The following is a 25,392-nucleotide window of genomic DNA, read 5'->3' on the forward strand; positions in this document are numbered from 1 at the left end:
AAGAAACAGAAGAACCCGGACAAGCGAATACACGCTCAACCGGGCTTCTATTTTCCTTTATTACACTTCTTCACCATTCGTTGCAATGACGTTTTGATACCAAGTAAACGAATCTTTTTTAAGGCGCTTCATTGAGCCGTTTCCTTCGTTGTCGCGGTCAACGTAGATCATGCCGTAGCGTTTTTTCATTTCGCCTGTTGTGAATGACACGATATCAATGATGCCCCAAGGTGTGTAGCCGATAAGGTCGACACCGTCGTATTCAATGGATTTTTTCAGTGCTTCGATATGAGAAGCGAGATATTGAATTCTTTCTGGATCGTGAATAGAACCGTCTTCTTCCACTTGATCTATTGCACCAAATCCATTCTCTACGATGAATAACGGGATTTGATAGCGATCGTAAAAACGATTCAATGTATATCTTAAGCCTGTCGGGTCAATGGACCAGCCCCAGTCACTTGATTTGATATAAGGGTTATCTACACCATGCGGCAGGGCTCCGTTGACAATGTCTCCGTTGTGATCAGACACCGTATCACTTTTAACCGTTGTCGACATGTAGTAGCTAAAGCCTAGATAATCCACTTTCCCTTTTCTTAAGCTTTCTTCATCGCCTTTTTCAAATGGAATGTGATAGCCTTCGCGTTCGAATTCTTTTAATGCATAGCTCGGATAGTAACCGCGCACCTGTACATCTGGGAAGAAATAGCGCTGTCTCATATATTCCTCTGCGAGCATGACATCCTCTGGATTTGAGGAATACGGATAGATTGGCACGTGAGAAACCATCGCTCCAATTTGGAAAGCAGGATTGATCTCTTTTCCTTTGGCTACTGCCCATGCACTTGCAAGTAATTCATGGTGTCCTGCTTGATACATGACTTCTTTGGCATTTTCGCCTTCTTTGACTGATACCCCTGAATTTGTCCAAAGGAATAGTGGGTTGTTGACATCCATTTTGTTATTGATTTCATTAAATGTCATCCAGTATGTGACCTTGTCTTTGTATCGATTGAAGCACACTTCTGCGAATTTCGCGAAATACTCAGCGACTTTTCGGCTGCGGAACCCGCCGTACTCTCTTGCTAAATGGAGCGGCATCTCAAAGTGAGACAGCGTAATTACAGGCTCGATGCCATGCTTGAGCAATTCATCAAAAACATCATCATAGAACTGTAAACCTGCTTCATTCGGTTCCGCTTCATCTCCCTTAGGGAAAATCCGGCTCCAGCCGATCGATGTACGTAAGCATTTCAAACCCATTTCGGCAAACATCGCGATATCTTCCTTATAACGATGGTAGAAATCAATCGCTTCATGATTCGGATAAAATGTTCCTTCTTCTATCGTCTCAGTTATTTGTCTCGGTACTCCGTGAGCACCTGCTGTCATCACATCTACAACACTTGGGCCTTTTCCTGCTTCATTCCATCCACCTTCAAATTGATGTGCAGCTAATGCTCCGCCCCATAGAAAATCTTTTGGTAATGTCATTATTCATTCCTCCTATTTCACAATTGTGATCATGACGTCTGTTGGCTGACATGTTGATTGTTCTTCTACAATCACATCTTCATACGCTTGTGTATTGGTGATGATGACGGGTGTGATTGTTTTTAATCCCTTGCTTTCAATGGCTTCTTGATCAAATGTCATCAACAAGTCACCCTTCTTCACCTTGCTGCCTTCTTTGATATGAAGAGTAAATGCTGAGCCATCTAGGGAAACCGTATCAATTCCTACATGAACTAGTAACTCCACCCCGAATTCTGAACGCAGTCCAATTGCATGCTTTGTCGGCGCAAGCATGACGACACTGCCGTCAAACGGTGCATACAGCTTGTTGTCTGTCGGTTCAATCGCAAACCCTTTGCCCATCGCTCCCGAGCTAAATACGGCATCAGGCACTTCAGATAACGGGATCACTTTCCCTGCAAGAGGTGCAGGGATTGTTTCTTCATTATTCATCGAAGCATTCATTTTTTCTCCAACTTGATCTTTATCAGACGTTTCACCAGCTGTCTGTTCCACTGTATCTTCCCCATAACCAAACATTTGAATGAGCACAACTGGTAAGATCAGCGCAATTGCGACACCAATCAATATGCCGATGATCGATGTTGGATAATCTGAACTAATTCCGTTTACAATCGTCAGTGGACCAGGCAACCCTGCATACGCAAAGTAATAAGGCGTAAAGAAGCTGGCAGCAATGGCACCGACCGCTCCAGATATACATCCGAAAATAAATGGTTTCTTGAAACGGAGGGTGACCCCATAAATCGCAGGCTCAGTAATTCCAAAGAGACCTGTAATTCCCGCTGAAACCCCGACTTTTCGTGTTTCGCGGTTTCTTGCTTTTAAAATAACCCCTAACACTGCGCCGACCTGAGCGATAACAGCGATGGTTTGATATGCCTGGAAGGAGTCACGTCCATATTGTTCAAAGTTGGCGAGCACCATTGGCGTGATGCCCCAGTGAACACCGAAAATGACAAGCACTTGCCAGAAACCTCCGATAATGGCGCCTGCTAAAGCTGGGACATGTTCTGCTAAGAAATTGTATCCGTTTGCAATCCCATTTGCACCCGCTGTCGAAAGTGGACCAATTAATAGAATGGTTAACGGAACCATGACGACCATACAGATAAATGGGACAAATAACGGTTTGACCACCTCGTGAATACGTTTGTTTAAAAATCTCTCTACATATGAAAGGATCCATACCAAGAATAACGGCGGCAAAACAGATGACGTATAAACCGTTTCAGATAACGCTATGCCTAAAAAAGTAACGCCTTCCCCTGATGCCACGCGTCCAGCAATCTCCGTCCAAGCTGGACTGACAAGCGCTGCTGTACACGCTACGGCGATATACATATTCGTTTTAAAATGCTTGGCAGCTGTGATGGCAATAAAGATAGGCAAGAACGTAAACGGCGCCCAGGAAATAAAGCTAAAGACTTCATACGTTCCGGTTTTCGAGAAGCTTGGAAATAATAAATTAATGAGGATAAGTGCACCTTGTAAAATACCTGCTGCTGCCAAAATATACACAAATGGCGCAAACACAGCAGACATGGTCGCGATGACACGATTCAGCACCGTTCCCTTGTTTTCATTTACCTGATCATCATCAGATGGCTGCAGCTGAACAAGGGTGGAAAAATGCTCATATACCTCACCAACATGCTGACCGATGACGACCTGAAATTGACCGCCGTTTTCCACCACGGTAATGACCCCAGGCATTGCATTAACTGCTTCCTTTGCCTTTGGATTCGAACGTTTCAAGACCAAACGCAGCCGTGTGGCGCATCTTGCAGCACTCACCACATTTTCTTCTCCGCCAACTGCCTCTAAGATGTCTTCTGCAAGCTTTTGATAATCCCTCACTTTTGACATATAAACCCCCCCTTTATCACTGCTAGTATATGTACATTATAATTATACCGGTACAATTTATCAATACGTATATAATTTCAAATAGCATATCAAAGGAAATTTGGTATGTGCTATAATACAAAGACAATAAATCGTGAAAACAAAGAGGAATAGCCATGTTAAAGTATCAACAAATTGCGAGCGATATTGAAAAATATATTGTCACCCATGAGATGCAGCAAGGGGATAAGCTCCCTGTACTCGAAACACTCATGAGCCAATTTGCTGTGAGCAAAAGTACCATTATCAAATCGTTAGAATTACTCGAAAAAAAAGGAATTATCTATCAAGTGAGGGGCAGCGGCATCTTTGTTCGAAGACACCGGCGCAAGGGCTACATCAGCCTTTTATCCAACCAAGGGTTTAAAAAAGATTTAGAGGAATTTCAACTGACATCAGAGGTTTTAATGCTAGACACCATCAAGCCGTCCGAAGAAGCTGCACTTAATTTGAACATTGAACAAGAAGAGGATGTTTTTTATCTAAAACGAATTCGTTACATCAATGGACAAACCTTATGTTTAGAAGAATCCTATTACCGAAAAACGATCATTCCTTATCTCAATACAGAAATTGCCGCCGACTCTGTTTTTAAATTCGTCAGTGAAGGTTTGGGGCTCAAAGTCGGTTTTTCCGATATGTACTTACAAGTAGGCAAATTGAATGAAACCGAAGCGACGCACCTCGGCCTCAAACAAGACGATCCCGCCCTCCGCGTCGAGACCGTCTTTCATCTCACAAACGGCCAGCCCTTCGACTTCTCGAAAATCACATATAACTACATGCAATCCCAATTTTTTATTCAAGCGAATAATTATTATGGATGATGGATGGAAAAAGCCTTCTGAGAGTATCAGGAGGCTTTTTTACTATTAGCTTTTGACCTTTAAATATTCTATCCTTCTTTCTTGAGAAGAAAGGCCATCAATCGCCACATCACCATAATAAATGTCTATGTGATCTCCTTTACCAATTAGAGCAACTGGAAAAGCATGCTGTTCTAGCAGGCACTTTTCAAACTCATTTGGATGAATCTCGACTTCAATTTCATGTCCAATGAAGGCATATTCAAATGTAAACGTATGATAAAGATCTACAAGACAGCGTATGATCTCTTGTTGAAGATGAATAACATCATGAGAAACAACCTCTGTCCAATTTAAACTGAGAACGAACCCTACGAAACCCGTTTCTTTTTGTATGTTGATTGTCATCCCTTTTCGATCTGAACTTATACCTGACAATTCAAACTCTGTATAATAACCTGAAAAATCATCGTCTTTGATGATATTTTCTTTAACACTGTGTTCAATCCATGTTTCTCCGTCAGGGTCCTGACTAAACTTTACTTTCGTAATAGACATGTCTTTTTGAGCTAGATAATCAATCAGTTGGCGAAAAGTATTTGGTATATGAATGGCCTCATAAAAAACGATCCCGACATTAATGTATCCACCTATAGCTATCATGCATCCCTCGTTTCATTTTTTCTTTCATTATACTTTACTCAAACCATTATTCAGCGAAAGCTCACTCCCTTACATGAACACTTCCGATTTAAACCATCAAAAAGATTCATTTTACGAATGCATCAAACAAACTTATGATAAACATAACAAAAATGTGTAGGAGGGTTCGTCAGATGAGAGATATTAGAGTGTATCATGTCGATGCGTTTACAACTGAGAAATTTGGAGGAAATGCCGCTGGGGTGGTGTTGGATGGTGAGTTTTTGACAGAGGATGACATGCAGAGCATCGCCAAGGAGTTGAATTTACCAGAATCCGTTTTCTTACTGCCCGCCCATGATCAGGAAGCCGATTATCGTGTCAAATACTTCACCCCGACGGAAGAGGTCAATTTCTGCGGGCATGCGACTGTTGGATTGACTTGGCTTCTGGCGACGGAGCTAGGACTGGCTAAAGAGAGATCAGGAGTTGTGTTAGAAACAAAGATCGGCAATGTTCCTGTTGTATGGCATGAAGAAAACGGCAAGGTCGTTGATGTGGAAATGACGCAGGTGACACCGAAGACGCGGGATTTTGTCATCGATTTAGAAGTGCTTAGTGACATGCTTGGTGTGAGCAGTGACCGCCTTGATCCTTCCTATCCTATCAAATTAGCAAACACCGGTAACTGGCATCTTCTTGTTCCGATGAAGGACCAACAGGACATTGATCAAGCGGCACCGAACTTAGCGGCTTTAGCTAAAATGAATAAAGAGCATAGCATCTCGACAACCCACCTTTATACGTTTCACCCCTCAAAAGAATGCGATCTTTATACGAGGGATTTTGCACCTGGGATTGGTATACCCGAAGATCCTGTGACAGGGGCAGCAAACGGAGCATTGGCTGGATATCTTTATTTGGAGGGTATCATTTCTCAGCAAGAAATCACTCACCTGAACATTGCCCAAGGGGATGCCATCGGCAGACCTGGCTTGCTTCGTATCACAGTCATTCCAAATGAATCAGAGCCGGTGATCAAAGTGGCAGGCGCAGCTGTCATCACGATCCGCGGCGTGTTAACCTTATAAAACATCAGCTTGAATGGGGACTTCCTGTTCAAGCTGATTCTATTTAAAATGATTTTTGACCGTTTCGATCCACCTCTTGGCCGATGGGGAAGCTGCTTTGAATGATTTGAGCGCCAAGTTGACCTCACGAAAGACGCTCGTCTCCAGTGGAATGATTTTCGTATGAGGTATGTGCGGCGGCAACACTAATTTGGGAATGATCGTGACCCCAAGCCCTTCTTGCACCATAGAAATGAGCGTATTGTTGTCTTCAATTTCAAACAGAACATGAGGCTTCACGCCGCCTCTTTCTTTTAACAGCTTCTTAACGAGTATGTCACAGCCCGCTTTCGGCATGATAAAGGCTTCATCATGTAGCGAGTCCACTTCAATCACTTTCTTCGTATGAAAGCGATGATTCTCTTGTATGAGCACCACCAACTCATCCTGAAAAAGTGGAACGGTCTCGAATTCCCTCGATGACTGCGTTAAAAAACCAACATCAACCGTGCTTGAAGCAATCCATTCCTCAATCTCCTCATAACCGCCTTCATATAACTCCAGCTTGATATGCGGATAGCTTTGCGTAAAAAGATGAATAAGGCGTGGAAGGACATTTGAAGAAAAACTGGGGAATGTCCCAATCTTGATGCTCCCCACTTCCATCCCTTGAATCAGCGCTGCCTCTTGCTCAAGCAATGCCGCATGGTGCATGATTTGCCGGATATGCGGCATCACCCGCTCACCTGCGTCCGTTAACGAAAGCCCGTTTCGATTCCTCCGAAGCAGCACAATCCCTAATTCCGACTCAAGCTTCGCAATATTATGACTCACCCCAGACTGCGTCAGCCCAAGCTTCTCCCCGGCTTTTGTAAAACTGCCGCATTCGACGACTGTTAGAAATACTTTGTATTGGAATGTGATCAGTGTGCTCACCTCGTATGTTCATATGTTAAATCGAAAAATAATGCTAGTTATATAGTTCATTTGGGTTTAGCGACTTCCACCCATTACCAGTAAATCAAAGACACCTATCTCTCTATGGAAAATAACTCAACATGTCTAATTTGTCGAGAATCAATATCCACCTATAAGCACTGAGATATTTTGCTAAATTTATGATACGATAATAGGCAAAAAGACTACAGGGGCTAGCTAAATGAGTGAACTTTTTATTGAAAAACGCGATTTTAATACAAATCATATTCTTTCTTTACGAACAACCTTATTTCATAATCAACCTATTGTCTACATTCTTTATGATGAAAAGAAGAAGCCATCTGCTTATATTGGTCAGTCAGTCCAAGCTAGCAGACGATTGAAGGATCATTTGAAAGACCCAAAAAAGAACAAATTAACTAAAACAATTCTGATCGGACATGAACGATTTCATCAATCTGCCTCTTACAATATTGAGACAAATCTCATAAACTACTTTATTGCAGAAAATCGTTTCCAATTAAAAAATGTTAGTCAGACACGATCGAGGGAAATGCATCATTATTATCAAAAAGATTTTTACAATGAAACTGTTTTTAAAGAGATATGGGAGCAACTGCAAAAAGATAAGATCGTTAGTAATTCAATTGAAACCTTAAAAAATAGAGATATTTATAAACTTTCTCCCTATAAAGAATTATCACCTCAACAAGTAGAAATTAAGTATGAAATCTTATCTTTTTGCAAAGAGCATATCAAACAGTCAGGTCACCATGTGATTTCGATAGAAGGTGATGCAGGAACTGGGAAGAGTGTTTTACTGAGTTCTCTTTTTAATACGATTCAAGATTTATCAAATGATATGGACTCTGTCTTAAACAATAAGAACAATTATTTACTTGTAAATCACGCGGAAATGCTTAAAACATATCAAAACATCGCAAAGAGTCTGCCAAATCTGAAAAAGAAACAAATTATGAGACCAACCTCGTTTATCAATCAGATGACAAAGTCAGGTGAAATGGCTGACATCGTGTTAATTGATGAAGCCCATCTTTTATTAACAAAAGATGATAAGTACAATAACTTCCATTACCAAAACCAACTAGAAGAAATTATCAAACGAAGTAAAATAACCATTGTCATTTTTGATCCAAAGCAGGTACTCAAAATTAAAAGCTACTGGAATGAAAAATTACTCGAGGAAATTACAAATAGATATCATGCTAAGACTGTAAAACTCACAGAACAGATGCGTATGCATGCTGATACTGATACGTTGAAATGGATTGACCAATTTGTGTCAAAACAATTATTACCTCTGCCTATAAAACAGGATTCTTTCGAACTTAAAATTTTTGAGGAGCCTGACAAATTTAAAACGGCCATTCAGCAGAAAGATGAAGAGGTAGGCCTATCCCGCATTGTATCTACCTTTGACTTTTTACATAAAAAAGATGGAGCTGCCTATATCGTAGATGAAGCTGGTATCAATATGCCATGGAATTTTACAAATGATAAATGGACATGGGCTGAACATGCAGATTCAGTTAGAGAAGTGGGCTCAATCTATACAGTTCAAGGATTTGATTTAAATTATGTCGGCGTCATACTTGGCCCTTCTATCAGCTATGATGAAGAAAAGGATGAACTTCTCATAGACACATCAAATTATAAAGACACAGGTGCATTCACATCAAGAAGTGACATGTCTCCAGAGGAAATCAAACAGGCAAAAGAAAAGATTATACTAAACTCGATTAACGTTTTGATGAAGCGAGGCATTCACGGGCTTTATATTTATGCAACAGATGAAAAATTGAGAAGAAAATTACAAGAGATAAAAGAGGGAGGAAAATATGACTGAGATCAAAGATTTAATACATTCAATTAACCAATTTAGAGATAATCGGAACTGGAGACAATATCATAACCCAAAAGACTTGGCCATCTCAATCTCGATAGAAGCAGCTGAACTGCTTGAAGACTTCCAATGGAAAAGTAATGAAGAAGCTCTTGAGGCGAACGAAGAAAATATCCGAGAGGAAATAGCCGATATCTTAATATATTCACTAATGCTTTGTTCAGATCTTCATCTAGATGTGAAAGAAATAATTGAAGAAAAATTAATAAAAAATGGACAGAAATATCCCATTGAAAAGTAAAGAAACATGATTCGTCTTTTTAATGAAGAAGAGTAATGTCCTATCACTCTTCTTCATTTCATTATACTTTAAGAATATATTTAACTAATTCGTCGTCGCCGACGACGAAGACCTAGACGCTGCTTCATCAGCTTTCACACAATCAATTGCAACAACCAATGCAATCATCACAGGCTCCATTTCTTCTTTCAAAATATCAACCTTATAGCTGTCACCCCAAGTAAACCATTCCTTCTTCACCTGACCAATCACTTCGCCGTTCTGGAGCACCTGGAAATTCATATCCCACCAGTTACCTTGCACTTCGATCCCAGCAGCATCAATTGAATATTTTGCTTTAAAGAACGTAAACTCTTTTTTAATCGTCAATACCTCTTGACCACCAACTTCTACTAAAAACTTCGGTAAAAAGGTAAACATTTTCTTCGTAATCACAGCGATTTCATGTCGTTCTGTATTCAAAATGGTAAACGTCTTCGGCATCTTCATAAAGCTGCCTTCGACCACATATACATCATTCTCCTGTTGATCCTTTACCGTAAACCTGCCGCTCAGGCTAAATACTTTCTGCTTCATGTAAAGCTGTTTCATATGTACCTCCGATTCAGTTCAAAAATTTATCCGTTCTAACATTACCTCTGATTATACCAAAAAATAGAATGTACAAAAAACCACCTGATAGCAGGTGGTTTTCGATTACTGATTCATTTTCAGAGATTCCTTTTCATATGTTTGAAAAGCATTTTCCATTCCCATGATGACTTCTTTAATTTTTAGATAACCTCTTGTATAAGGAATAGAATCTCTAATCTCTTCCCACATAAAATGATAAAACTTAAGGTCATCCGTTTCACACATCACAAAATCTGTGTAATCCTTACCTGGAAGAGCTTCAGCATCAAAAAAGCGCACCGTCACATGTTCCTCATATTTCTGCATCAACTCTCGCAGCGAAGCCGCATGGGTTCTTCGCTCCTCTCGCGGCAAAGCAAGCCAAGATGGATAGAACTCTAATAAAACAACCATCATATATTTCATCATCATACCCCCGATTCTTCTATGATGTGTGATTGTACGTCAGATCTAGGGAGTATGCATTAACATAAGTTAATGTTCAGCTGTATGGAGCAGCCTGCTCAGCGAAACCGGAGAAATGCCAATATATGAGGCAATATGATATTGAGCGATACGTTGATGTAACCCGGGATATTTCAATAAAAACGCCTGATATCGCTCAATGGCTGGCAAATATAGCAGTTCCCTCTCACGCTCTTCCTTTCTCGTATACAGCCTTTCTACACTAACCCGAACAAACCGCTCCCACATATGACTTCTATCCATCAACATTTGAAGCAGATCATACGGAATTTCAATCACGATCGAATCCTCCATCGCTTCAATCGAATAAGGAGAAGGCTGCTCGTTGATCATACTTGCATAAGAAGTAGCAAAATCATCTTCCAACGTAAAAGCCACGTTGTACTCCCTTCCATCCGGTAACAAATAGAACAGACGGAAGAGCCCCGTTATGCAGAAATAAGCATGCTTCACCGGATCGCCAGCCTTGATCATGCATGTACCTGCTTTTAATTGTTTAATCGTTGTTCCATCTTTGAAGGCTTGCCAATGATTTTGTTCGATTGGATACTTGGATATTTTGGTTTTGAAAGTGTCGTAAGGGTCAGTTATTTTGTCCATCTGTTTTTTACCTCCTAATAAGGAAAACTCAAGCCTACTTGGGGATTGTTTTTATGATCAATGCAAAAAAAGTCCCGTTTGAGGGAAATCACTCAAATGAGACTTTTTTTAGTGATTATTTAATACCCATTTACAAAGTAATCAATGGTTTCTAATTCATCTTCTTTCAGTTCTCTGTTCACGTAATGTTGATATTCTTTCGTGATTTTCTGCTTATCTCCACCACATTGATCAGTGAATTTCGCTATCACCCGAAGTTTGTCTGTTTCCTGACGAAACTCCTCTTTTCTCCACGGTCTTTGGTGTGAAGGAATATACGTATCGGCATCAAAAGCTTCTAACTCATCTAAAAGACGCAATATTTCTTTCACTGTATAATGTACTCTCTCAGCATACATTTTCGGATAAATGCAATCACCAAGAAACAGGATTTTCTCTTCTTTCACATACACGATCGCTGAATCAGCCGCATGATCGCCTCCAACATGCTGCACGATGCAAGTGACGCCGCCAAGATCAATTTCCACCCGACGGTCAAATGTGACATCCGGTAAAACCACCTGAATATCTCGATGACCCTGATATTCTTCCTTAATGGCCTTCGCGCAGAACTCAATCTCCGTTCCTTCCCTCACCCGCTCATCAATCGCCTCATCTGACCACGAAAACGGAACAAGCTTCTCCATTTCCTTTCTTGTCTGTGCAGAAGCAATTGAAACCGTATCAGGCAGCGCAGGCAGACCAAAAATATGATCCCAATGCCAATGCGTGAGGACAACCATATCAGGCGTGGCGCTCTTGTGTTCTAAGGTTTTGTGGATGAAATAGTTCGCATGATCTTCCGAGTTACCAGCATCGATCATTAAGGTTTTGTTAGTGCCTGCGACCATGCCTAGGATGGGGCGGTCGGTAAGTGATACCGGTGTGATGTACCAAAAACTCTGACCTATTTTTTTAATTGAGTGCAAAGGTGCTTCCTACTTTCTGTCATTATTTTTTAAATTGAATCACGTTTTTTCCCATCGTTCTACTGTTTAAGTATATCGAATTTCATTACTCGAAGTAGCACGCGAAGCCAATATTGTGACAATGATCGCGATTGCAACGCCTAAAGCACCTGCCCAAGTAACAGAAGATAGAGAAACCCTCTCTACAAAGATACCTCCAATAGCTGCACCTGCAGCCATCGCCAATTGCATCATTGACTGATTGAGACCTAATAGTATACCTGATGACTCTGGCTCCATTGTAGCTAAGTGATATTGTTGAGTCGGGCCAGAAGACCATGCAGCAAATGACCATAATATTAAAATGAGCAATACTCCAACATAAGAATGCGTAACTAGTGAGAGCAATATGAGCATGATGACATGTAATATCATTCCACTAATCAGAGTAAAATTCACACCCCATCGATCGGTACTAAATCCACCAAACTTTGACCCAACTAGACTAGCAATCCCGAATACGAGGAGAACTCCACTCAGCAATTTGCTGCTTACACCTGATATATTTAAAAGGTAAGGGGATAGGTAGGTATAGGCAATTGAATAACCACCAAGCCAGAAAAAGGTGATGGCTAATCCCAACACTACTTTTGGTTTTTTAAAAAGAGCAAGTTGTTGAATTAGAGGTACAGGTTTATCCCCTTGGATTTTTGGAATCGTAAGAGAAATTATCACCATAGCTAATAATCCGAGTAAGGCTATTCCTCCAAATACAGCCTTCCAACCAAAGAAATCACTAGTCATTCTGCCCAGTGGGACTCCAATAATCAATGATGCTGTAAATCCCATTACTACTGTAGCAATAGCGGTACCTTGCTTACCTTTTGGTGCAATTTTTTCAGCAATTGTTAATGCAGTAACTACGACCATCCCCGCTCCAAGAGCCATAATAATTCTTGACACAATAAATAATTGATACCCAGGGAGGACGAATGCAAGAATATTACCTAGAATAAAAACGCTAAGTGAAAATAACATTAACTTGCGTTTATTCATTCCCGATGTTAAAGCCATTAATACTGGGGTGAAGATGGCATACACAAGAGAAAAAATCGTAATTAACTGGCCTGCTGCAGCTATCGTAATCCCTAATGATTCAGAAATATTATCCAAAATACCAGAGATGATATACTCTGATGTACCAACTAAAAAACTTACAATAGCTAAAATGTAAATCTTTACAGTGTTTGACAATGTAGATCACTCCTTATATATTATACATTTACATATCTAGAATTGTTAATATGTATGGACAAAAAAACATATTACGATAAGTCGATTTGTATTTAATAAATGAAACTGAATTCTGATGTATGAATTCAGTTCATTTATTAAATATTTTTTTCTAGAATCTCAGCAATTTGTTTTATGGCATTTTCATCTCTTTTATAATACGTGTATTTACCTATACGCTCTGTCGTAATTAATCCAGCTCGTAATAAAATTGAAAGGTATTGAGATGCTGTTGATTGCGTCATTTTCAATTTATCTGTTATTTGACTAACACATACCCCTGTAGTATTCATATCAATCCCTTCATGGGGTGTAAAATGACGATCAGGTTCCTTTAGCCATTGTAAAATTTGCAATCTGGATTCATTGGATAAGGCTTTGAAAACTTCTATTGGCTCCATACACCCCATTATATCGATAAATAACGATATGTCAACATGTGTTGTTTGAGAGCCCATAAAACTTTCTATTTTACTAGATCACTCCTGCCGCTTTAGACTTAATCGGTTTTTTGCAGAGTGGTTATATCTTCCATTTCAGTGCAATGGAGATGTTTGATGGAAAAGGATTAGAGTACTTTTTTGCTGCTTGTACAGCTAAATTTAGCCTTCTCACCCCTCACTAACTTATGATAAGCTCACCTTGATGTCTTTAAATGAGGTTATTATCTACCAAGGTTCTTAAAATATTATTTTATGTTGGATAGCGTGATCGCCTCATCTGACCACGAAAACGGAACAAGCTTCTCCATTTCCTTTCTGGTCTTTGCAGAAGCAATTGAAACCGTATCAGGCAGCGCAGGCAGACCAAAAATATGATCCCAATCCCAATGCGCGAGGAGAACGAGATCAGGCTTGGTGTTCTCGTGTTTTTAAGTTTCTTTGATAAATTATTTGGCATGATCTTCTGAGTTGCCAGCATCGATCATTAATGTTTTGTTAGTGCCTTCGACCATGCCTAGGATGGGGCGGTCGGTGAGTGATACTGGTGTGATGTAGGAGAAGGTTTGGCCTATTTTTTTGATTGTGTGCATGGTGTGCCTGCTTTCTATATTTTTAGATTTTATCATTAAGTCGTTGTTTGATGACAAATCAAATCTTATTTCTTTAATAAGTGTTTGGCTAACTTTCGATCTTCTTTATCTTTCGTCTTCAAGAAAAGCATTTCAATCAATTCCCTTGTGGCCGCTTGCTGCGAATAAGAAGGAGACCATTCTTTTAATACACTTAAAGCATGATACTGTAAATTTTCATCATCTGATCTAAGTGCAGCTTGAATCAACGGCAATCCTACACCTTCGTGTTCATATAAATCTTGCACAATATATTGTAAACAAGCCACGTCATCATCTGAGAGGTTTGATAACGATAAATGTGTTTCTGCAAATGTGCAAAGCTCTCTAATATGTTGATGATGATTTGTATCCATCACAGCAAAGTATATTTCACTATTTGCCGGGTCTTTCTCAAGTAAAGCAAATAGAAGCTCATTCACATCTAAACGATAAAAGAGAGCGATTTTAAGTGCTTGAGAGCTAAAACCCTGTTTTAACGTATCGATTGCAAGCTTTGGCCATCTACTGTCATTGATAAACGGTTGAACCGCTTCCTGGACAGCCTTATAATCGTCCTGTGTCCATGAGTCATTCAATCGGTCTTCCCAAATCTCTTGATCATCACTTAAAAACTCACTTATTTTCATCATTGGGTAAAAGTCCTCAATTGTTTGACATTGCTTATGAGCATGGTGAATAAAACGGCAGAGAACTACGCTTGCATTTAGATAATCTTCTATTCCGTAGATAGAAACCTCATCTTCTAATAGCGCTTGAATGATGAGGCTCGCTCCATCATATATTTCTTTGGTAATTTCATCTTTGGATAAAGCTGATTCCAGATCACCATTAAGAGCGCAAGTATAGGCTAAGTATTCATTCATGATTGTATTTTCGCAGCCCTTTATTAGTAACCATCGTTTTATTTCTGGCGTCGATGCTTCCAATTGCTCAACAGCCGAAATCTTCCCCCATCCATCAACGGACTTTGCAAGACGCCAAACATGTTCGTTTCCTTGAATTGTGCCATTCTTCAATGCAAACACGACATAAGAAGTAAATTCTTCATGCATACCGATTGTGAATAAAAGCTCTTTGTATTTTTCACAGTTCGTACATCCCAGTATCATAACTGCAAATTTGACTACCTCCCGATGTGCCGCATGTTCAAGAAGCCATAACGCTTCTTGCTGTACAAGAGACTCATCCCATTGTGTTTGTTGAAATCGGTCAATTAACTCACTGTTGCGACTCGCCATATTGTTAGAAATGATTTTTTCATATGTTCTCTTTCTTGTTTCATTTGTAGGATGATTTAGTTGTTTTGCAAAAAGCTTCAATAATTTCTTCACATAAAAAGGGGCAGGTCGTTCATCTACATAATAATCAGATAAACCGGGAACCAATCGTGGTTCATTTTCGTCAATTAAATAATCTTCATCGGGTAAACGATCATCTACTATTTTATGATGTGTTTGAATTTGTTGTTGAATAAAGGGAACGATTTTCTCTTAATGATCCCATGGTAGAAATTCTATCTTCATTGAATCATCTAAAACCGTTTCATGATCTACCTTCACAATACAACGAAATCGTACATACCCACCAATTTTAACGGACACTTTGTGTTTTGTACCATCTTTAATTTCCAATATTCCTGATAATTTTGAATATGGAATTATATGAGACAATACACTTTTTCGTTGCTTTTTATCAACTGTCACGCCATCAATGATTAGTTGCTCTTCTTTTATTTGGTTTGTAATTTCTATAGAATGCCCTTTGTAATCAATTTTCCACGTTTTATGTATTTCCTTTTCTACGTCTTTTACTACGTTACACATTTCACGTTTAAAGTCAGCTTTAAAACCCATGAATGTCTCCTTAAGTAATTTATTGCTAAGAATATGATCAGTAAATGTTGTTACTACTATGTTTTTAATATTTGCTTTCATTTTATATAATACGATATTTAATAAAGAAAATCTTTAAATAATAAACTTATAAAAATAAGAAAAAAGTCATTATTAAATTTCATTTAAAACATTATTATTTACTTATTTTATCTTTTCATCATTTAACAACGTGTATAGCTATGTTAGTATGGCATCCAAAGGAGGATGATAAGTGATGAATATTAAATTAAGAAGCACCCTAATCAAATTGGCAGCCTCTCTATTTCTGATGAGCGCCGTGGCTTTACCAATTTCACCTAAAGATGCAAATGCCACAAAGTCACAAGCCACATATAAATTGGAGAACCTTAATGATAGTGAATTAAAGATGACGTTCGATCATGCTGATGTTCATATCGATTCTAAAGGAAATGCGATATTGGAAGATCAAATAACGAATGAAAAACAAGTTCTTCCTAAAACATCGACCGATAAAAACGATCATCCTGTTACTTTGCATTATGAAAAAATTAAAAATGGGATTTTAATTAAAGTTGTGAGTGAAAAAACAAGCGGGAAAATCAGTACTCAATCTGTTGGAAAATGTATTCTTGGTACTAGTGGTGGGGCAGTAACCGGAGGTGGTACACTTGGTCTTGCTGGTGCTGCTGTAGGAACTGTCACGATACCTGGTATCGGAACTGTAGGCGCTGGTGCAGTTGGTGCAATCACAGGTACTGTTGGTGGAGCAATGACAGGAGCTGCTGCTTCTTGTTTTTAATGAAGAGCAAAAAGGGTACTCTCTTTTTATCCTAAAGGGAAGGTGATCATGGTGTATAAAATCATCATTCCATCTATACTAATCATTTTTTTTCTCTGGATTCTATTACAGATTTCACTAGAGATGAGCATATTTAAAAATCCAATGAATTATTTTATCTTATTCATTCTTTTCTTTCTTACCATCAAGCTGGTAAAAGAGAAACAATAGGAACCTTATGGGATGTGCTAGAGGAGATGAATAAATTCATCTCCTCATATTTAAAAACTCCTAGACACACCACTTCAATAAACAAAAATCTCTTAATAAGCTTCGAATTTTATTTATAGTCTAATATCGGCTCTTTACCCTTTACATCTTCAAAATACTTAGTAAACGATGAAACACCTGAATAAGATATTGATAAATACTCTTTAGCACGATACTTCTTCTTTCGTGTTTGATATGGATTTAAATTAATTTCCAACTGATTGAATTGATTCTTCAATAATTTTATCAAAAACATATTCTAAATAAATATTAAGGTTGGTAAACATAATTTGTATATCTTCATTAGATATTGATACATCAAAATAATGGATACTCTTTTGTAAAAGTTCAATTTTACTTGTTGCATCTCTACGACCACGCTGGATATGTTTTATGAATTTTTTAGGTTCTACTTGTTCAATCTTATTGCAACAATAATCAATAAATCCTTGTAAAGATTTGCTTTTATTGTCAATAGATTGGTTATCTTCTTTTAAAACTTTTGATGCATACATTCGAAATGTATATTCTAGGAACATGCGACTCACAATATTAAGTAGATATGAGTATTTACCATATTTACTTTCGTTACTCAAAAAGAGCATCAGTGATTTAAGCTTTTCACCATGTTCGATTTGTAGTTTTTCTATGTACTTGATGGAAAATGTATTATTTAGGACGGTTTGTTGTTTTTGGACTGAATAGGAAACTTTTTTTGCCTTTATATTAAAAGACAAACTATCTTGCCAAAGGATTGTAGTTTTAGAAGAATCCTTATAATATTTATAGACTACTTTATAATCACCCGGCAAGTTATTCGGTTGAATTATACCCTCCACTGCCTTCAATCCCTTACAATCCATTTCCAATAAGTTAGAATCGTAATCGGAATTAATTTCCAATTTATCTAAAAGGTTTATAGTTTGGTCAGTATAATAAGTAACATTTGTAGCATCTTTAATTAAATTAAACCTAATTGCATCTTCTTCTTTTGTATCATTGGTTCCGTCTTTCTCTAAAATTTTATTGTTTGTCATCTGTTTTTCATTTATATTACTAATGTTTTCGCCAATATTCTTAGTAATGCTTTCAGGAAGATTTTTGTTATCCAAATCTTCCTGGTAATATCTCTTAATAAGGGGTACAAAAAAATCCTCAATTTCTCTTGCTCTATTAAATAAACGAGTTACAGCCACATTTTCCATTGTACTCTTATTAATAGCCTTATCTATTAAAAAATTGATAAGTATTATTTTATCTTTAGTAATATTAGAAAAATCCGAATTGATATTTAGTGCTTTTTTCACTTCTCTATTGTTAAAGAACCTCCGAATTGTAGTATATCCTATTTTGTTGGTGATATCTTCCTTGAAATATTTATTAAAAAGTTCAGCTATAACTAATTCAATAGTAACTTTATTCTTCAACCTACTATCAAAAACACCTTTTTCTTTAGGTGTCCATGCTTTAAGTCCTCTCCCTTTATCTTCGCCTGAGTGTATCCTCTCCATAATAGTATAGGCTTCCTCTTCGCTAGTTATTAAGCAAAAGATATCACTGGAGTATTTTGGTTTCTCTGTTTTTATTAATCTTTCAATTCTCTGCTTTAAAGCTTTGTCTATAGATTCTAAGATAGTAGGATCTTTTAAGAATTTAATGCAAGCCACCCTTCTATTTCCTTCATATACAATATATTTTTCTTTCTTTGAATTATATACAAGTGTGGGTAAGTTAGCACCTAGTAATCCATTTTTATAGATATCATCAGCAAGATTATACATATACTGAGAACCTACTTTATTAATCAACTTTTTTAGAGTATCAAGCTCATTTGTTCCTATATCATGTCTAGGATTCTCTGAATAATTTAAAATCTCAGATACATTCACTATTTTATATTCCTTATTCGTACTCATACTAAACACCCCTGATTTCATTGACTAGACTTCATTTATTGGATATTAAGTACATCATTTTCATTATTAAAACGTTGGACTTTCTTAGAGAAAAACATAAATTCTGATCCATTCTTTTTTTCCTGAAGAGTATAAGAAAGATTGAAAGTAATATAATTAAAATTTGAATAAAATCCTCTAATTTCCTCTGCTGTATCATAAGTAACAATCCATTTTCTATTTTTCATAAATTGGGAAATTGTTTTTGCTAAATTTTCATGATCGCCATGAGTATAGAAATTGGTATAAAGTCCTTTCCCTTTGTTGTAGTATGGAGGATCAAAAAATGTAAAAGAATTTCTAGTCTTAATTATCTCAGATTCTATAAAGTCCATAGCATCCATATTTGATAATTTAATAGCATTTCTATATTTTGATATTTTATATATTTTACCAATAAGATCATTTTTATTAAATCTACAATCTATTAAATAATTTCCATTTTGATTCATGCCACCAATTGGTCCAGCTTTATCTATTATCCCAGATCTATTAACCCTATTTAAATAAAAGGTTGAAAAACCTACTTTTAAGGGATCATATTCATATATATTTTCCCTAATCCTTTTTTGATTATACCATTCGTCTATGGTTACTGAAGTATCTTCAACTAACTTGATAAATGACTCTGTATTATTCAAGATACTTTTCCAAAAGCAATAAATTGAATAGTCGTAATCATTTATCATTATTCGATTAACTACTCCATTAAATAATAAAGCAAGTGAAATTGCTGAACCACCTGCAAAGGGCTCAATATAAGTATAACAATTATTATGTTTTACTAACCTACTTACAAAATTATAAATTTTATATTTTCCTCCAGGGTATCTTAAAGGGGAAGGGTTAAACATCTATTTTCACTTCTTTCCAACTATAAAGGCTCTTCAAATTAGTATACCATTTGATAATTAAGTCATGTATAATATTTGGTGATTTTATTTAAGTTCTCCTCTAAAAAATCAAACTATTCTCTTACCATTTTAATGGTAAATTCTATCGCCCTGATAAATCTCACTTATGATAAGGCTCCCCCCGCACAATCCGAAACGCACGATAAATCTGTTCCACCAACACCAGCCTCATCAACTGATGCGGAAACGTCATTTTCGAAAACGACAGCTTCTCATTCGCGCGCTGCATGACAGCGTCGCTTAAGCCAAGGGATCCGCCTATGACGAAACATACTTTGCTTTTTCCGTATGTTGCCAGCTTATCTATTGTATCGGCTAATTCTTCGGAAGTTTTCATTTTTCCTTCGATGGCGAGGGCGATGACGTGGGCGTCTGGGTTGATTTTGCTTAGGATGCGTTCGCCTTCTTTGTCTTTGATGATTTTCATGTCTTGATCACTGAGATTCTCGGGTGCTTTTTCGTCCGCGAGCTCAATGATCTCGATTTTTGCGTAAGCTTGTAATCGTTTTGTGTATTCGGCTATGCCTTGCTTTAAATATTTCTCTTTTAATTTTCCTACTGTGATAATTGATATATTCACAGGTCATCCCCACCTTAAGAACAAGTTATTCATATAAGTTATCAACAATTGTGGATAAAATTTGTGTATTTTGTGTCCGATCATTCGTTCCCCACTATATATATTGCAGGTTCATCGCACAATTCACAGGTTGTGGATAAACTGTGTGTATGTTCGATTTTTCTGAATTCCGGCGGCGTTTCGTGATCATCTATGTACATGTCTAATACGGTTTCTATGTGTTCTGCACACGCATAAAATGTTCTGTTCATAAGTTTATTCTTCCTCCAATAGATTCTCTAGTTATTCACAAGTGTTTCGCTCATTGTCCAATATAACTGATTTATTCACATGTTAATAGTCTTTTACCATTTCCTCCACCTTTTATCCACAAACCAAAAAAAGCCCCCACTCCTGTGAAGGCTTCCTTCTATCAAAACGGATTATAAAATCTCGTTCCTCTAACAAATGTAATCACTAGCGACACGATCAGCACCACACCAACAAACAATAACGCCGCATAATCTGCTTTTTGAAAGTCTTTCGCCGTAAACCATGTGCGCTTTTTATGCTTTCCAAATCCGCGCAGCTCCATCGCATTGCTGATCGTTTCAATCCGCTCTAGGCTAGAAAATATCAGCGGCATGACAATCGACAGCGCATTTTTGATTCGTTTCCCCAATTTTTCATTCTTCGATAAATCAATCCCTCTTGCTTGCTGAGAAATGGCGATCGTTCGAAAATCCCGCTGAATGTCCGGAATATAGCGCAGAGCAATCGCTACAGCATACGAAATCCGGTAGCTGACACCGATTCGGCTGAGAGATGAGGCGAATTCACTTGGATTTGTTGTCACAATAAATAAAAGCGCTGCTGGCATCACGGTCACATATTTGAGTGTAATATTCAATTGATAGAAAAGCTGTTCAAGTGTGACATTGTACCAGCCAGCAATATGAAACAGCTCGTGCTTTGCTCCGTAGATGGCGACACCTTGCTGGGGCGCAAAGATATAAATGGCGATGTTATTGATCACTAGGAAAATCGCCAGGACGATCACCACGAAGGAAATATCACGAAATCGTACGTTCGACATCTGAAAGAATACGATACTGGCGGCTAACATAAAGACTAAAACGCCTGTATCATACGTGAGCATCGCTGCGGATGACCAGAGGATAAAGCAAATGAGTTTGGTTGCACCTGTCAGCCGGTGAATCGGTGACGGGCGATCGATATAGGACAGCATGTCTACAGCCATGTCATTCGTTCCTTTCTGTCAACCTCAATGAAGCGTTCCACGAGTTCATTTGGATTCGGCCAATCTGCTTTCAGCGCCAGTTCATACAACGACGTTTCCTTTAAACTCGCCTTTTGGACAAGCAGCTGATCTGTCAGCACTTTGGCAGGTGTATCATCTGCGATTTTTTCTCCATCTGAAATGACAATGGTTCTTGTTGTGTATTCGAGCATCAAGTGCATATCATGGGTGATCATGAAGATCGTGACTCCCTGCTGATTTAATTGCTCTAAAAACGTCATCATCTCTGTGTAATGTTTAAAGTCCTGTCCTGCGGTTGGTTCGTCTAGGATGAGGATTTCTGGTTCTAATACAAGAATTGACGCGATGGTGACGCGTTTTTTCTGTCCAAAGCTAAGGGCTGAGACCGGCCAGTTCCGAAATGGATACAGTCCACACACTTTCAGGACCCGCTCCACACGTTCCTTGATCTCGTCTTCCTTTACGCCTCTTAAAACGAGACCGAGTGCCACCTCATCAAAGATCATTTGTTTTGAAATCATTTGATTTGGGTTTTGCATGACGACGCCGATTCGTTCAGAGCGCTGTTTGATCGTATCTTCTGTGATGTCATCACCATTTAAAAGAATGGACCCTTTCGTTGGCTTTTCAAATGCACAGAGCACCTTAGATAATGTCGTCTTGCCTGCACCATTGGCTCCTGCGATGCTGATCATTTCTCCTTTTTTGACAGTAAAAGAGATGTTGCTCAGCGTGTTTGGTCTTGTTGGATAGTCAAAGCTCAGCTCGCGCACTTCTAGTAAATCCTGTGCTGCAATTTGCTCTACTGACGGTTCAGACGCTTCCATCCACTGTTCGATTTTCTCTTTTGCCTCATCGTCTAAGGTGAGACGCTGTAAATCAGCGATCTGATCTCCCGGTGCAACCTGAATGCCTGCATATTTCATCGCCTTTACATATAGAGGCTCACGCAAATACGCCGCTTCTAATACGTTTGAGGCGAGCAATTCATCTGGTGTCATATCCGCTGCAATCGTTCCTTCATTGATAACGATAATGCGGTCCACATGACGGAAGAGGACGTCCTCTAATCGGTGCTCAACCATCACAATGGTTTTTTTCGTTTGTTTTTGCAGCCGGTCAATGAGGTCGATGACTTCTTTACCTGTTGCGGGATCAAGGCTTGCAAGTGGTTCATCAAACAGCAAAATGTCGACATCGTTGACAAGTACACCCGCAATGGCGACACGTTGTTTTTGTCCGCCTGACAGCTCATGCACGGATGATGCCAGCTTGCCGTCTACCTCTGTTAATCTTGCTGCTTCCTCGACACGTGTTTGCATGTCTTCTCGTGTGACTTGATCATTTTCAAGCGTGAACGCGATATCTTCTCCAACGGTCAGCCCGATGAATTGTCCATCAGGGTCCTGCAGCACCGTTCCGACAAGCTGGGAGAGGGAGAAAATGTTCTCTTTCTCTGCATTTTTCCCGCCGATGTGAAGACTTCCTTCCATAGAACCTTTATAAGACGCAGGAACTAGCCCATTGATACAATGGGCTAGTGTGCTTTTTCCCGATCCAGACGGGCCTGCGATGAGAACTTTTTCTCCTTCATAGATGGTCAGGTTGATATCCTTTAATGTTGGTTCTGCCTGACTGCGATACTTGAATCCGAAATGTTCGAATTGAATCATCGGTTTCTTCATTTATGTGTTCCACCTTGTTTCATGATGTTTCTTTCGATAGGCTGCCGCTTTTGCTTCTCGTTTTTGCATAGGCTGCAATGATGATGGTTCCTAGTACACCAACTGTGATGATGTTTGAAATCCCTGCCACGATGCCTTGAACAAACACTTTGTTCGCAGGTTCTGCATAGATCACAATGTCGAGTACAGGAGCAATAATAAACCAGCCTAATGCCTGTGCGCCTGCTTGTACGGCGTTGAAGAGCGTGATTTTCTTCCAGCCGAAGTCTCCCTCTACTACTTTTAAACGGTTAGAAATAAAGCCGATCAATAAACCGACGACACCCGATACAATAATCCAGCTCCACCAAGGGCCAAATGTGGTCGCATCTTTAATGAGATGACCAATAAAACCAATCAGTGCGCCTGCAACAGGACCAAATAGCACGGCCATTAATGCAAGGAATGCGTATGAGGTTTCAATTTGTGTATTCGGAATACCAGTTGGAATGGAGACGAATCGTCCTAGAATCACAAAGACGGCTGCGCCAATGCCAATGGCAACGACAGTTTTCGTTGAAAGTTGTTTTCCTGCCATGATGTATCCTCCTCTTATTCGTATATAATGCGCGGAGCTTTGCGAATCGAAAGGCGCCAGCCTGTGCCTGTGCCGATGTTATAAGCCTTTGCAAATGACCCTTGATTGATCGCCACGCCTAAATGGTCGAGTGAATTGACATATACGAGTGGTTCGCCTACTTTTAAGTCGGCAAAAGATCGTCCATAGGTCATGATATTTTTATACACATTTTTCGGCCCGTTGGCAATGGTAACTTCTATTGCATCCCCATAATTAATTGAAAGCTGTTCAAATAGCGTGTGATGAATGTTTGTCCATAGGTTTCCGAATCTCACATCTAAAATATCAATCGTCCCTGTGATCACATCTTCTTCGGCATAAGCCTGTACGACTGGGAGATGGATAATATCATCAATATTTGCCTTTGGCCCAACCTCTTCAAAAGAAATCACACCTGATGCAATTCTCGCCCCTGTATAAGCGTAAATGTCTCTCCCATGGAATGTATGTGATTTTCCCGACTTTGGCAGCCGGTTAATGGTTTCATCTAAGTAACGGGCTTCCACAATGCCAATATCCTGGGCAACGTGCGTCAGTGTCCCGTTATCTGGGGTAATGATATAATGTGAGCTTGTCGTTTTGACGACAAGACTTTTTCTCTCGGATCCAACGCCCGGGTCAACGACAGAAACGAATACCGTCTCTTCCGGCCAGTATGTGACGGTTTGAAGCAGGCGATAAGAAGCCTCCCAAATGTCATACTGCGGAATATTGTGTGTTAAATCAAAAATGCGGATGCTGCTGCTGACCGTATTTGCCACTCCGTACATTGCACTGACAGCTCCATCATCAATGCCGAAATCTGATTGTAAAACCAATGCATGTTCACTCATGTCAATCTCCCTTTCATTTGAAAAAATGGATGTGGTGTTTCACGTGGAACATTTGAACAATTGTATGAAAAAAAGTGGACAATAAAAAATACCCCATCCTTATCTTTGAATCATAAGGACGAGGTATTTGTCTCGTGGTACCACCTTTATTTACTGTTTGCTCGCGCTAAACAGCCTCTACAAGTACAAAGCTCCAATCTGGCTCATATACTGTGGTTTTGATAACGAGTACCAACTCTCGTCGTCACCTACTAATATCATAGATATGTTCAGCACGAGGCTCAGAGACCATTTTTCGAATCATTATTTTTGCTTCTTTTCAGCTGCCGAAGCTCTCTGTGGAAAAATTGATGATTGTACTTTCTCTCGTCATTGCCTGTATAACTATCTTGAATTAAAGCTATCATACATGATGTTATTTGATAAATCAAGATATTTTTCTGAACATTTTTAAAAATGAGTCAACTGGTGCTGGAAGAGTCTTCTTTTTATGAAATTTAAACAAATGTTAAAGAGCGAGATATGGTGTCTTTCTTTTCTAGGGGTATAATAAAGGTGA

General features: G+C 38.8%; 26 protein-coding genes, 1 pseudogene and 1 other annotated feature. Of the genes and pseudogenes, 6 read left to right on the forward strand and 21 right to left on the reverse strand.

The genetic code is table 11. The annotated features are described in order from the left end of the window. Window positions 1-60: 60 nt before the first annotated feature. Both bglA and MHI23_RS18610 read right to left on the reverse strand, forming a co-directional pair. A complete protein-coding gene (gene bglA / locus MHI23_RS18605) occupies window positions 61-1,500 on the reverse strand; it encodes a 6-phospho-beta-glucosidase BglA (protein WP_197173066.1) in 1,440 nt (479 codons plus the stop codon). Between the two features lie 9 nt (window positions 1,501-1,509). Further along, the gene (locus MHI23_RS18610; RefSeq protein WP_197173040.1) at window positions 1,510-3,408 is read right to left on the reverse strand and encodes a beta-glucoside-specific PTS transporter subunit IIABC; all 1,899 of its coding nucleotides are present in this window, start codon (window positions 3,406-3,408) and stop codon (window positions 1,510-1,512) included. Window positions 3,409-3,563: 155 nt separating this feature from the next. Here MHI23_RS18610 and MHI23_RS18615 point away from each other — a divergent pair, with 155 nt between their 5' ends. Continuing rightward, window positions 3,564-4,274, forward strand: coding sequence for a GntR family transcriptional regulator (locus tag MHI23_RS18615; RefSeq protein WP_120208967.1), 711 nt, complete (start codon window positions 3,564-3,566; stop codon window positions 4,272-4,274). A gap of 45 nt (window positions 4,275-4,319) precedes the next feature. Here MHI23_RS18615 and MHI23_RS18620 read toward each other — a convergent pair whose 3' ends face one another. Continuing rightward, window positions 4,320-4,916: an Imm64 family immunity protein gene (locus tag MHI23_RS18620; protein ID WP_197173041.1), complete on the reverse strand. Its 597-nt coding sequence runs from the start codon at window positions 4,914-4,916 to the stop codon at window positions 4,320-4,322. 173 nt (window positions 4,917-5,089) lie between these two features. Between MHI23_RS18620 and MHI23_RS18625 the strand changes: the two genes are divergently transcribed. Continuing rightward, on the forward strand, window positions 5,090-5,986 hold the full coding sequence (locus MHI23_RS18625) for a PhzF family phenazine biosynthesis protein (RefSeq protein ID WP_342492165.1): 897 nt from the start codon (window positions 5,090-5,092) through the stop codon (window positions 5,984-5,986). Window positions 5,987-6,025: 39 nt separating this feature from the next. Here the strand turns inward: MHI23_RS18625 and MHI23_RS18630 are convergent, their stop codons facing one another. Further along, a complete protein-coding gene (locus tag MHI23_RS18630) occupies window positions 6,026-6,901 on the reverse strand; it encodes a LysR family transcriptional regulator (RefSeq protein WP_342492166.1) in 876 nt (291 codons plus the stop codon). 223 nt (window positions 6,902-7,124) lie between these two features. Between MHI23_RS18630 and MHI23_RS18635 the strand changes: the two genes are divergently transcribed. Beyond that, on the forward strand, window positions 7,125-8,771 hold the full coding sequence (locus MHI23_RS18635; protein ID WP_025093708.1) for a DUF2075 domain-containing protein: 1,647 nt from the start codon (window positions 7,125-7,127) through the stop codon (window positions 8,769-8,771). Beyond that, window positions 8,764-9,069 carry a nucleotide pyrophosphohydrolase gene (locus MHI23_RS18640; RefSeq protein WP_025093707.1) on the forward strand — a complete coding sequence of 102 codons (306 nt, stop codon included), beginning with the start codon at window positions 8,764-8,766 and terminating at the stop codon, window positions 9,067-9,069. Before MHI23_RS18635 ends, MHI23_RS18640 begins: the two co-directional genes overlap by 8 nt. Window positions 9,070-9,153: 84 nt before the next feature. Here the strand turns inward: MHI23_RS18640 and MHI23_RS18645 are convergent, their stop codons facing one another. The 9 genes and pseudogenes from MHI23_RS18645 to MHI23_RS18685 form a co-directional block, all read right to left on the reverse strand. After that, a complete protein-coding gene (locus MHI23_RS18645) occupies window positions 9,154-9,660 on the reverse strand; it encodes an LURP-one-related family protein (RefSeq protein WP_044335723.1) in 507 nt (168 codons plus the stop codon). A gap of 105 nt (window positions 9,661-9,765) precedes the next feature. Beyond that, the gene (locus MHI23_RS18650; RefSeq protein ID WP_234107492.1) at window positions 9,766-10,107 is read right to left on the reverse strand and encodes a darcynin family protein; all 342 of its coding nucleotides are present in this window, start codon (window positions 10,105-10,107) and stop codon (window positions 9,766-9,768) included. A gap of 69 nt (window positions 10,108-10,176) precedes the next feature. After that, window positions 10,177-10,767, reverse strand: coding sequence for a Crp/Fnr family transcriptional regulator (locus tag MHI23_RS18655; protein ID WP_342492167.1), 591 nt, complete (start codon window positions 10,765-10,767; stop codon window positions 10,177-10,179). A gap of 119 nt (window positions 10,768-10,886) precedes the next feature. Continuing rightward, on the reverse strand, window positions 10,887-11,735 hold the full coding sequence (locus MHI23_RS18660; protein ID WP_268423053.1) for an MBL fold metallo-hydrolase: 849 nt from the start codon (window positions 11,733-11,735) through the stop codon (window positions 10,887-10,889). A gap of 66 nt (window positions 11,736-11,801) precedes the next feature. Then, a complete protein-coding gene (locus MHI23_RS18665) occupies window positions 11,802-12,968 on the reverse strand; it encodes an MFS transporter (RefSeq protein ID WP_135033114.1) in 1,167 nt (388 codons plus the stop codon). A gap of 137 nt (window positions 12,969-13,105) precedes the next feature. Then, window positions 13,106-13,408, reverse strand: a complete 303-nt coding sequence (locus tag MHI23_RS18670) for a metalloregulator ArsR/SmtB family transcription factor (RefSeq protein WP_039182804.1) — start codon at window positions 13,406-13,408, stop codon at window positions 13,106-13,108. 308 nt (window positions 13,409-13,716) lie between these two features. After that, a pseudogene (locus MHI23_RS18675) lies at window positions 13,717-14,040 on the reverse strand (MBL fold metallo-hydrolase); the annotation flags it as partial. Between the two features lie 65 nt (window positions 14,041-14,105). Continuing rightward, a complete protein-coding gene (locus MHI23_RS18680) occupies window positions 14,106-15,401 on the reverse strand; it encodes a hypothetical protein (RefSeq protein ID WP_268501133.1) in 1,296 nt (431 codons plus the stop codon). 171 nt (window positions 15,402-15,572) lie between these two features. Further along, window positions 15,573-15,935, reverse strand: a complete 363-nt coding sequence (locus tag MHI23_RS18685; RefSeq protein WP_268501132.1) for a hypothetical protein — start codon at window positions 15,933-15,935, stop codon at window positions 15,573-15,575. A gap of 256 nt (window positions 15,936-16,191) precedes the next feature. On the opposite strand from MHI23_RS18685, the gene MHI23_RS18690 reads away from it, so the two are divergent. Next, window positions 16,192-16,737 carry a Pathogenicity island protein gene (locus tag MHI23_RS18690; RefSeq protein ID WP_342492168.1) on the forward strand — a complete coding sequence of 182 codons (546 nt, stop codon included), beginning with the start codon at window positions 16,192-16,194 and terminating at the stop codon, window positions 16,735-16,737. 51 nt (window positions 16,738-16,788) lie between these two features. Further along, window positions 16,789-16,947 carry a hypothetical protein gene (locus tag MHI23_RS18695; RefSeq protein WP_025093698.1) on the forward strand — a complete coding sequence of 53 codons (159 nt, stop codon included), beginning with the start codon at window positions 16,789-16,791 and terminating at the stop codon, window positions 16,945-16,947. 245 nt (window positions 16,948-17,192) lie between these two features. Here the strand turns inward: MHI23_RS18695 and MHI23_RS18700 are convergent, their stop codons facing one another. The 8 genes from MHI23_RS18700 to MHI23_RS18735 all read right to left on the reverse strand — a co-directional run bounded on the left by MHI23_RS18700 (window position 17,193) and on the right by MHI23_RS18735 (window position 24,833). Continuing rightward, entirely contained in the window at window positions 17,193-18,902 is a 1,710-nt protein-coding gene (locus MHI23_RS18700) for a hypothetical protein (protein ID WP_103132541.1), read from the reverse strand. Window positions 18,903-18,937: 35 nt separating this feature from the next. Continuing rightward, window positions 18,938-19,795 (reverse strand): DNA adenine methylase, encoded by an 858-nt coding sequence (locus tag MHI23_RS18705; protein WP_342492169.1) that lies wholly within the window; start codon window positions 19,793-19,795, stop codon window positions 18,938-18,940. 160 nt (window positions 19,796-19,955) lie between these two features. After that, entirely contained in the window at window positions 19,956-20,435 is a 480-nt protein-coding gene (gene rlmH, locus MHI23_RS18710; protein ID WP_025093694.1) for a 23S rRNA (pseudouridine(1915)-N(3))-methyltransferase RlmH, read from the reverse strand. Window positions 20,436-20,515: 80 nt separating this feature from the next. After that, window positions 20,516-20,686 carry a CxxH/CxxC protein gene (locus tag MHI23_RS18715; protein ID WP_342492170.1) on the reverse strand — a complete coding sequence of 57 codons (171 nt, stop codon included), beginning with the start codon at window positions 20,684-20,686 and terminating at the stop codon, window positions 20,516-20,518. 161 nt (window positions 20,687-20,847) lie between these two features. Further along, window positions 20,848-21,675 (reverse strand): energy-coupling factor transporter transmembrane component T, encoded by an 828-nt coding sequence (locus MHI23_RS18720; RefSeq protein ID WP_075621389.1) that lies wholly within the window; start codon window positions 21,673-21,675, stop codon window positions 20,848-20,850. Then, window positions 21,666-23,381 carry an ABC transporter ATP-binding protein gene (locus MHI23_RS18725; protein WP_342492171.1) on the reverse strand — a complete coding sequence of 572 codons (1,716 nt, stop codon included), beginning with the start codon at window positions 23,379-23,381 and terminating at the stop codon, window positions 21,666-21,668. The genes MHI23_RS18720 and MHI23_RS18725 overlap by 10 nt, the downstream gene beginning before the upstream one ends. A gap of 19 nt (window positions 23,382-23,400) precedes the next feature. Then, on the reverse strand, window positions 23,401-23,958 hold the full coding sequence (locus tag MHI23_RS18730) for an ECF-type riboflavin transporter substrate-binding protein (protein WP_342492172.1): 558 nt from the start codon (window positions 23,956-23,958) through the stop codon (window positions 23,401-23,403). A 14-nt stretch (window positions 23,959-23,972) separates the two neighbouring features. Further along, the gene (locus MHI23_RS18735; protein ID WP_024427616.1) at window positions 23,973-24,833 is read right to left on the reverse strand and encodes an S-adenosyl-l-methionine hydroxide adenosyltransferase family protein; all 861 of its coding nucleotides are present in this window, start codon (window positions 24,831-24,833) and stop codon (window positions 23,973-23,975) included. A 111-nt stretch (window positions 24,834-24,944) separates the two neighbouring features. Further along, window positions 24,945-25,215, reverse strand: a binding site (T-box leader). Between the last annotated feature and the right edge of the window lie 177 nt (window positions 25,216-25,392).

It is taken from the genome of Bacillus sp. FSL M7-0003 (genome assembly GCF_038628485.1).
In the GTDB taxonomy this organism is placed as follows: Bacteria; Bacillota; Bacilli; order Bacillales; family Bacillaceae; genus Bacillus; species Bacillus safensis.

Coding starts and splice junctions, on each gene's coding strand:
- MHI23_RS18705 (WP_342492169.1), bottom strand. CDS start 19,795: ATGTTTAACCCTTCCCCTTTAAGATACCCTGGAGGAAAATATAAAATT.
- MHI23_RS18645 (WP_044335723.1), bottom strand. CDS start 9,660: ATGAAACAGCTTTACATGAAGCAGAAAGTATTTAGCCTGAGCGGCAGG.
- MHI23_RS18655 (WP_342492167.1), bottom strand. CDS start 10,767: ATGGACAAAATAACTGACCCTTACGACACTTTCAAAACCAAAATATCC.
- MHI23_RS18715 (WP_342492170.1), bottom strand. CDS start 20,686: ATGAACAGAACATTTTATGCGTGTGCAGAACACATAGAAACCGTATTA.
- MHI23_RS18700 (WP_103132541.1), bottom strand. CDS start 18,902: ATGAGTACGAATAAGGAATATAAAATAGTGAATGTATCTGAGATTTTA.
- MHI23_RS18635 (WP_025093708.1), top strand. CDS start 7,125: ATGAGTGAACTTTTTATTGAAAAACGCGATTTTAATACAAATCATATT.
- MHI23_RS18725 (WP_342492171.1), bottom strand. CDS start 23,381: ATGAAGAAACCGATGATTCAATTCGAACATTTCGGATTCAAGTATCGC.
- MHI23_RS18625 (WP_342492165.1), top strand. CDS start 5,090: ATGAGAGATATTAGAGTGTATCATGTCGATGCGTTTACAACTGAGAAA.
- MHI23_RS18735 (WP_024427616.1), bottom strand. CDS start 24,833: ATGAGTGAACATGCATTGGTTTTACAATCAGATTTCGGCATTGATGAT.
- MHI23_RS18640 (WP_025093707.1), top strand. CDS start 8,764: ATGACTGAGATCAAAGATTTAATACATTCAATTAACCAATTTAGAGAT.
- MHI23_RS18650 (WP_234107492.1), bottom strand. CDS start 10,107: ATGAAATATATGATGGTTGTTTTATTAGAGTTCTATCCATCTTGGCTT.
- MHI23_RS18610 (WP_197173040.1), bottom strand. CDS start 3,408: ATGTCAAAAGTGAGGGATTATCAAAAGCTTGCAGAAGACATCTTAGAG.
- MHI23_RS18730 (WP_342492172.1), bottom strand. CDS start 23,958: ATGGCAGGAAAACAACTTTCAACGAAAACTGTCGTTGCCATTGGCATT.
- MHI23_RS18690 (WP_342492168.1), top strand. CDS start 16,192: ATGAATATTAAATTAAGAAGCACCCTAATCAAATTGGCAGCCTCTCTA.
- MHI23_RS18670 (WP_039182804.1), bottom strand. CDS start 13,408: ATGGAGCCAATAGAAGTTTTCAAAGCCTTATCCAATGAATCCAGATTG.
- MHI23_RS18615 (WP_120208967.1), top strand. CDS start 3,564: ATGTTAAAGTATCAACAAATTGCGAGCGATATTGAAAAATATATTGTC.
- MHI23_RS18685 (WP_268501132.1), bottom strand. CDS start 15,935: ATGGGTTTTAAAGCTGACTTTAAACGTGAAATGTGTAACGTAGTAAAA.
- MHI23_RS18720 (WP_075621389.1), bottom strand. CDS start 21,675: ATGGCTGTAGACATGCTGTCCTATATCGATCGCCCGTCACCGATTCAC.
- MHI23_RS18620 (WP_197173041.1), bottom strand. CDS start 4,916: ATGATAGCTATAGGTGGATACATTAATGTCGGGATCGTTTTTTATGAG.